This is a genomic window from Sulfurospirillum sp. MES (assembly GCF_000789415.1).
Lineage (GTDB): Bacteria > Campylobacterota > Campylobacteria > Campylobacterales > Sulfurospirillaceae > Sulfurospirillum > Sulfurospirillum cavolei.
The window spans coordinates 365,197-371,847 of the sequence record NZ_JSEC01000003.1 but is presented as its reverse complement, the minus strand read 5'-3'; the positions used below and the strand labels follow the sequence as shown (position 1 = coordinate 371,847).

Here is a 6,651-nt window from a genome sequence, read left to right as displayed (position 1 = left end):
CTAATTGTATTGTTGAGTTTTTAAACTCTTGTGTATATTTCTGAGCTTTGTTGACCATATTATCAATCCTTCCTTATTATGTAGAAATCTTATCATTTCTGTGTCCTAATAAGTGTAGCCAGATCAGAGTTTATATTATACATACCATCAGTATCGTCTTTTGAACACATCAAAATCATTATATCATCAACTTTAAAAGGATAACTACCGTTTTTTTGAGAATATTTATAGAGTTTATTATCTGCACCAACTATTGAATTATGTAGTGTATATGTACTACCATTTACACGTTTTCCACGTGTTGAGATCGAGCCAATAACAGAATTATTTGTATTCACACTTTCAACTTTAATGTAATGAATTTCATAGGGATTTATTTTTGTTTTTTTCATTTAAAGCTCCATATATTCTAAACTGAGGAATAACACTGATGCTAAAAATTATACTATAAACAAACAATAATGCTATATATTATGCGAATGGATTAGCTCACTATGGTAATCTATTTTATAATCATCTTGATGAGATTGTAGTCTACAAAAAATCTCTTTATTTTCAAGTACCAAATCATTTACATCCATCCCCTTTTCATCCTCGTGATATTGAAGTGAGCTGTATTGCTGTATGTTGGCTTCATGAACAATAGTATTTAAGAATTCGACACCTGCCTGATCATTCTGGTTGAAAAACGTGATGTTCTCATACTCTTTATCTTTTAAAAACTCAGCAATTTTATGAGCATTACTTGTGGTATTGGCGATAATAACATTGACCTGTGATAGATCGATTTGCTGATATGCCGCAGCGTAATCCATCTTGCTCTCAAACACTGCCACTTTTTTTGAATTTTCATTCAGAAACAATGAAATATCCTTATTCCCAAAACTCATACTCTTTAAATCACCGATACGCTTTAAAAAGTGGATATCCGCTCCATTGCCTTGTGTAAGAATTCCCACACCAAACGCTCTCTTGGCAACACCCTCTTTAGTATAATATTCCCCATTGATCAGTTTGAATTGTGGCGGTATTTTATGAATACCTCGGCTTGCAAGGTATTCAACAGCAGGCGTATAACTACTGATCTCTTTTGTATCAAGTACCCGTGAAACAGGTACGCTCTTTTCTCGTTGGCTATTTTGCTCTTTTATGGCATGGATACGCTCTTGCTCCTCTTGGCTGAGTGCGTAATCCATTTTGTTGTGATGGATAGCTTCTTCAAGCCTGTTGCGGATATGAAGCGTATCTAAGCAAAATTGCAATGCTGATTTATAGTCTCTTCCTGTGGCTTCCATCACCACGTTTTCAATGGTACCATTTTTATTCGTTCCAAAGTCCTTGAACTTCCATACCCCTTGGCGAATGGTGATGTAGGCTGAGGCATGACTTTCAGGACGGACTTTGAGTTTATAGCTATCATTGCCAACAGGTTGAAAATCAATATTCAACGCTTGCAAGACGGGTGCAGGATCGCTGACATGTAATTCATCTGCGGTTTGTTTTTGGAGTGCTTTGATTTGATCATAGGATAATTGCATTGTATATTCCTTGTATTAGAAATTGATCTTTTGAAGTTGGGTGGTGGTGAAATTAAAGATATCAGGTAAAGCACCGTAAAGCTGATTTTGTTCGATAAACGCTAACTGTGCTTCACTGTTTTCTTTGGGGATGGAATTCCATTTGCCTGCGAGATCGAAACGCTCTTGTAGGCTTAGGAGTTTCATCTTGCTTTGGATGATCATCTCATCAGGAATGAACTCTTTGAAAAAGAGTTCGAAATTGACATCTTGCATATTGTTTTCTTTCGCAAATGCCTCTTTGTTTTGAGAAGACTCATAGCGTTTGAAAAGCTTGAATTTTTCAAGCTTGCTCATGGAGCGTGCAAACATGTCTTCGACTTTGAGTGTGTTTGGATCTATCTTTTTATGGGATTTGTATTTGAGTTCATAGAAACCTGAGAGATCTTTTTTGATGAAACCCTCATGACGTTTGGTAAGCTCCACAACGGGTGTATAACCTTTGTAAAGCACTTGTTTTTGAGGGATAAAAGTAATGTGTGAATAATCTTCGCCTAACCCATTGAGAATGTGTGAATTTAGAAGGTATGTTGATTCTTTTTTGGTTTGCCATGAAACGCTCTTTTTGCCGTCAGTGTAACTTTCATTGCGCTCTTCATAACTGTATTCAGTATCTTTGACACTATTGATAAAAAAATCAGCTGTTTCAGGCTGAATCGTTGAAAAATAAAGCCATGCAAAAGCTGAGCTTGTAAGTTCTTCTAAGAGCTTTTTATCATTGATTGGCAAATACTGTACGCCGCCTACCAATATACCGCCCTTGGAACGTATCAGTGTATGAATACGCTTACGTGTGGATTCATCCATGTTCTGAACGAAATTGAGGTATTCATCTAAGGCGTAGAGTGTGAAATCTGTGGTTGTATCAGGCATTGAAACATGAATTTGCGTAAAGCAGGCAATAAAGGCACCGAAGAGTGGTTTGAGTGCTTTATCATACTCTGCGATATTGGATAATATAAGTTTGGATTGATTTTTTCTTTTAAAAAATTCCTTGATTGTAAAGCTCTTTTGATTTGGATCTTGCATTTGATATGCCATAATCTCAAGTGGTTCAAGGATTTGCTCCATGGTGGCTTGAACATCTTTTTGGCTCTTTTGAGCGGAAGATTCAATCTCATCAAACATATCTCGAAGCAGTTTAATAAACAATAGCCATTTTTGAGCAGACGTTGCATTTTTATACGAAGTTTTTACCTGCAATGCCACATCATTGAACCGTTTTTGCGCTGCCGATTTAAAGTAATCAGTCTTTTCACCAATAACAGCATTCATGTACTCTAAAAAGAACGTTTGGATAATGCCTTCATCTTCACTCATGACATCCCAAAGATGGCTTCGTTCATCGTAAGGACAAAGAATAATATCTTTGCGAGGTATATAAAGTGTTTGAATTGTATCTTGTTTCATTTCATGCAAAAGCATGCGAGCATAAAAAAGCTGTACGAAGAGATTATTATAAAACATCGTTTTACCTGATCCCATTTTACCAACAACGAGCACTGCTTGTGTAAGCTGTAGTGCAGATAAAGAGATCTTTACAGATTCAGCTCTTTTTCTAAAAAAGCTATTCATCATCGATTCATTGGCAAATTCCTGTAAAAAACGAAACTCATCTAAAAAAACCGTATTGGATGCTTTGTTAAAAAGTATCTTGAGTTTAAAATATGGCGTCCAAATATAACCCTTGATCAGTTTTTTTGGATTGGCACCGCTACCCCACGCAAAACGTGACAAGGGATAATTTTCATAGATAAACCCATGTACTTCTTTCCTTCGTGGATAGAGTATAAAAACCATCATAAATCCGAGGATGGATAGAATGACAATAACACCTGTACTCATCGTTCTATCTCCTTTCCTAAGAAAGCATCAAGCCCCAATTCCATAAAAAGCTCCAGTGGCATTTTTAACGAGATCATGCCGTTTTCAATGATAGATTCAATACCGTTTTCCAAAAGATCTTTACAAAGATCATCCAAGAGACTTTCATCCTCTTTTTCATTGTCTGTTTTATGTGCTGTTTCCATTTGAATTTTCATGTTATCGCTCCATTTCATCTTCATGATTTATTTGAGTAGGCTGTTTTCGATGTTGGTTAGCCTCTGCAAGGCTTCCATCATCAACTCTTTCAACGTTGGTTCGTTCGGATTCAACTCCTGCTCTTTGGGGTTCAGCATCTGCGCTATTTCGAGTAAGAGTTCCGAGATCGTTTTCTGCTGTTCGATCATGATCACGTTCTGATTGCTGATCTCTTGCAACAAAATGGTGTTTAATTCGTTCATGTAGCTTCTCCTTGAGTATTTGATGGTATTCGTTGACGTAAGCGAGTAGTTTTTCAATACGAGTGCGCTGAGACGCTTTTAAAAGCGTTCTTGCTTGATCGAGTGCTGAATCACTATGATCTAATGTGGTGCTTTTGGTTGGGTTTCGTGTCACATTTTGTTTGAGCTGTTCTATGCTGTCTGTGATAACTTTGACTTTGTATTTGGCACGGGTGACTTGAGTATAAAAGCTTTTGATATGTGCCATTTTTGAATCGGCGATAATGACCACATTATCTGCCGTGGCACCTTGGGCTTTGAAGTCGGTTACGGCATAACCATGATCCAAATAGTTGTATTGTTTGAGATTAAAACTAACCGCTTTACCTTGTACATCAATGGTCACATTGCCTTGCTCATCCAAGGCTTGAACGGTACCAATATTGCCGTTTTTGACATTTAACTTTTTATCGTTTTTGGTAAAGGCGATGGTATCGCCAACGCCAAATGATTTATCTTTACATGTAAAGAGTGATAACTGATCGCCATGTTTTGAGATATCGATGGTCTTCATCGAATCATCTTTGAACCGTAAAGTGATTTCATGTGTATCTGGGCTAATGGATTCAATGCTTGCCTCAGAACCTGCCTTTAAACCGTTTTTGGATTCATTGACGAAGACAATATGATCTTTGTGATAGGTGTTGATAAAAAGCTTCTCTTGCGCTGTTAAATTGATAGACTCCTTCACCTGTACGCTTTGTGTGCCACTGATTTCGTTTTTCAAGATTTTATGCGCTCGTATGGCATCATTGATGCGTGTGCGAAGTGCATTTTTTGAGACGATAAGAAGTGCGTTGGGATCTTCTTTGAACGATTGCAATGCTGATCCTACAAGATCATCTTTTTGCTCCACAAAACTCTCTTTTTCCAAGACTTCAAACGCTTTATCGGTCTCTTTGTTCTTAATGAACTGTACGCACTCTTTTAGATTTTGAGTTTTTTGGCGAAGAGACTGTTCCATCGTAACTGTTTTCATGCCACGCTGTTGTAATTGCTCAAATATAGCACCGGCACTGATCGCTTGAAACTGTTTGGTATCCCCGATTAAGACGATACGTGCATTTTGTTCTTGGGCTTTTTGGATGAGCTTGTGCATGTGTCGGCTCCCCATCATGGATGCTTCATCCACGATATAAACCTTTTCTTTTGGAACTTCACTCTCTTTAGCTTGCGAAGCAAAAAAAGCGTGCAAGGTTTGAGAAGATATGCCTGAGCCTTTGTACAATTCATCCACGGCATTTCCCGTATAGGCAAGCCCTTGCAATTCAACGTTTTTATCGTTGAGTAGCTCTTTGAGTTGCTTAAGCAATGTCGTTTTGCCTGTACCTGCATCACCTTGGATACCGATCACCATATCTTGAGAAGAGAGAATATGTGCTAAAGCTTTGTTCTGATCATCGGTCATCGATGAATCAAGCGGTATTTCTGTTTTGAGTAATGATTCTTTGGTATTTTTTGAGGCATTTGCCAGTTCAATAATGTCGTGTTCGATATCGTACATCTCTTGTGTAGTGAAACGGTTTTCATCGATTTTGATGAGATTGGCTTTGTCAATCTCCTGTAATAGCTCTTTGGCACCCACTTCGCCAAGGCTAAGTGTCATAGCAACTTTGAAAAGCTCTTCTTTATCGATAACGCTCTCTTGCTCGGTAAGGATCTCCGCTGCCTTTTGAATAAATTCTTGCGGATTGATTTCATGTTCAATGGATGGCTGTTGGAGAGAGTCAAGAAGCTGATCCACGTCCGTGAGCTTTGCGGCACGCTCTAGGTTCTCTTGGCGCACAAGGTCACGATTAACCTCTTTTTTGGCTTTACGGCTCTCCAGTGCTGCGTATTGTTTGAGTTCAGCTTCGCTTGCCTTTGGGTATTGCTCTCGAAGCTTTGGCAAAAGTTCTTTGATTTGTGCAGAACGCTTGGAGAATTCATCGTGCAATGATTGATCAATGCCTTTGATATCAAAGAGCATGGTTTTTGCATCGGTCATCTCAAGCTCGAATCCGAGTTCTTTGAGATTTTTGGCAAGCTCTGATCGGTAGTATTGACCGTTGAGCATTTTATGATTGAAAAGCTCTTCATTGGAAATGGCTTGCCATGAGCCATCAGGTAATTGTGTAAGATTGCCAATCACACAATGGGTATGAAGCAAAGGGTCTAGTTCCCTCGTACTGTCATGCTCGAACTTAGCAACAACCATGTTGTCGGTTTTTACCAAAACACGATCAGCGCCTTTAGATTCTCGTACACGGGTATAGATGTAATTTCCTTCGATGTGTGCCAGTGTTGCATTGACGGCTTGATCATGCGCTTTACGGATCGCCTCTGCTAATTCTTGATTGCCTTTAGCTTCTGCCAGCTCTAGTGCGATGGAAAGCTTTTTTGGAGCTGTAAAAGTGTGATCCATCCCTGCACGCTCTTTGCCTGTTTGATTGGCTCTTCTAAGAGATTCATTATTGCCATTTTCGCCGTTTAGCATGTGAATGAAATTCTCATGGGTAAGCTCTTGGGTAAAGTGTAGATTTTCTATCGCTTTACCAAAAAACTCACCACGCTCTTTGGTGTAGTAATTATCTTTGCTGTAATAAGTAGATGCTTGTTCAATACTGACAGTGGAGATAGATAACATGCTATTTTTTTCCTTTTTTAGAACAATTTTCTTAACGCATTGCCCAAACGGAACGTTTGGGCGTTCAGGTGTAAACTCTTAAACGAGTTCTTTGGTTCCCAAAAGATGCCCTTTGGGTTCCGTG

General features: G+C 38.6%; 5 protein-coding genes. All 5 read right to left on the bottom strand.

What is annotated here, in order from left to right; translation table 11 throughout:
• Positions 1 to 92 precede the first annotated feature (92 nt).
• The 5 genes from OA34_RS07630 to mobF all read right to left on the bottom strand — a co-directional run bounded on the left by OA34_RS07630 (position 93) and on the right by mobF (position 6,527).
• On the bottom strand, positions 93 to 392 hold the full coding sequence (locus OA34_RS07630) for a hypothetical protein (RefSeq protein WP_039673981.1): 300 nt from the start codon (positions 390 to 392) through the stop codon (positions 93 to 95).
• Positions 393 to 464: 72 nt separating this feature from the next.
• On the bottom strand, positions 465 to 1,538 hold the full coding sequence (locus OA34_RS07625; protein WP_039673979.1) for a toprim domain-containing protein: 1,074 nt from the start codon (positions 1,536 to 1,538) through the stop codon (positions 465 to 467).
• 15 nt (positions 1,539 to 1,553) lie between these two features.
• Positions 1,554 to 3,422: a type IV secretion system DNA-binding domain-containing protein gene (locus OA34_RS07620; RefSeq protein WP_039673977.1), complete on the bottom strand. Its 1,869-nt coding sequence runs from the start codon at positions 3,420 to 3,422 to the stop codon at positions 1,554 to 1,556.
• On the bottom strand, positions 3,419 to 3,619 hold the full coding sequence (locus OA34_RS07615) for a hypothetical protein (protein ID WP_039673976.1): 201 nt from the start codon (positions 3,617 to 3,619) through the stop codon (positions 3,419 to 3,421). Before OA34_RS07615 ends, OA34_RS07620 begins: the two co-directional genes overlap by 4 nt.
• A 1-nt stretch (position 3,620) precedes the next feature.
• Positions 3,621 to 6,527 (bottom strand): MobF family relaxase, encoded by a 2,907-nt coding sequence (gene mobF / locus OA34_RS07610; protein ID WP_039673974.1) that lies wholly within the window; start codon positions 6,525 to 6,527, stop codon positions 3,621 to 3,623.
• Positions 6,528 to 6,651: the final 124 nt, after the last annotated feature.

Excerpts from the sequence above, each read along its gene's own strand:
- OA34_RS07630 (WP_039673981.1), bottom strand. The coding sequence starts at position 392 with ATGAAAAAAACAAAAATAAATCCCTATGAAATTCATTACATTAAAGTT.
- OA34_RS07625 (WP_039673979.1), bottom strand. The coding sequence starts at position 1,538 with ATGCAATTATCCTATGATCAAATCAAAGCACTCCAAAAACAAACCGCA.
- OA34_RS07620 (WP_039673977.1), bottom strand. The coding sequence starts at position 3,422 with ATGAGTACAGGTGTTATTGTCATTCTATCCATCCTCGGATTTATGATG.
- OA34_RS07615 (WP_039673976.1), bottom strand. The coding sequence starts at position 3,619 with ATGAAAATTCAAATGGAAACAGCACATAAAACAGACAATGAAAAAGAG.
- mobF (WP_039673974.1), bottom strand. The coding sequence starts at position 6,527 with ATGTTATCTATCTCCACTGTCAGTATTGAACAAGCATCTACTTATTAC.